1 protein-coding gene is annotated in these 626 nt (G+C 46.3%); it reads left to right on the forward strand.

Annotated elements, in window-relative coordinates:
* Positions 1-102 precede the first annotated feature (102 nt).
* A complete protein-coding gene (locus GNE10_RS34990) occupies positions 103-594 on the forward strand; it encodes a Dps family protein (RefSeq protein WP_099072951.1) in 492 nt (163 codons plus the stop codon).
* Positions 595-626 lie beyond the last annotated feature (32 nt).

Here is a 626-nt window from a genome sequence, read left to right on the forward strand (position 1 = left end):
CACGGGGACGCAGGGACACGGAGAATAACCAATGCCCAATGCCCAATGCCCCATGCCCAATCCCCAATCCCCAATTAGATATAACCCAACTAGGAGAAAATTATGTCATCACAAGTAACAGTCAAAAACGTGAATATCGGCATTGACGAGGCGAGTAGGGCTAAAATTGCCGAGGGATTATCTCGGCTATTGGCTGACACCTACACACTGTATCTGAAAACTCATAATTTCCATTGGAATGTGACCGGCCCGATGTTCCAAACATTGCACCTGATGTTTGAGACCCAGTATACAGAATTAGCGCTAGCAGTTGATTTAATTGCCGAAAGAATTAGAGCGCTTGGCTATCCCGCACCGGGAACCTACAGCGAATATGCCAAATTAAGTTCAATTCCAGAAACTCCTGGAGTTCCTAAAGCTGTAGACATGATTAAATTACTAGTAGAAGGACAAGAAGCCGTAGTCCGAACTGCACGGTCTATTTTCCCGGTAGTGGACGAAGTTAACGACGAACCTACCGCCGATTTATTGACTCAGCGGATGCAAGTACACGAAAAAACAGCTTGGATGTTGAGAAGTTTGTTGGAAGAATAAAAATCGGGCATGGGGCATGGGGGGATGGGGGG

The sequence above is a fragment of the Nostoc sp. 2RC genome, assembly GCF_014222165.1.
GTDB lineage: Bacteria > Cyanobacteriota > Cyanobacteriia > Cyanobacteriales > Nostocaceae > Nostoc > Nostoc linckia.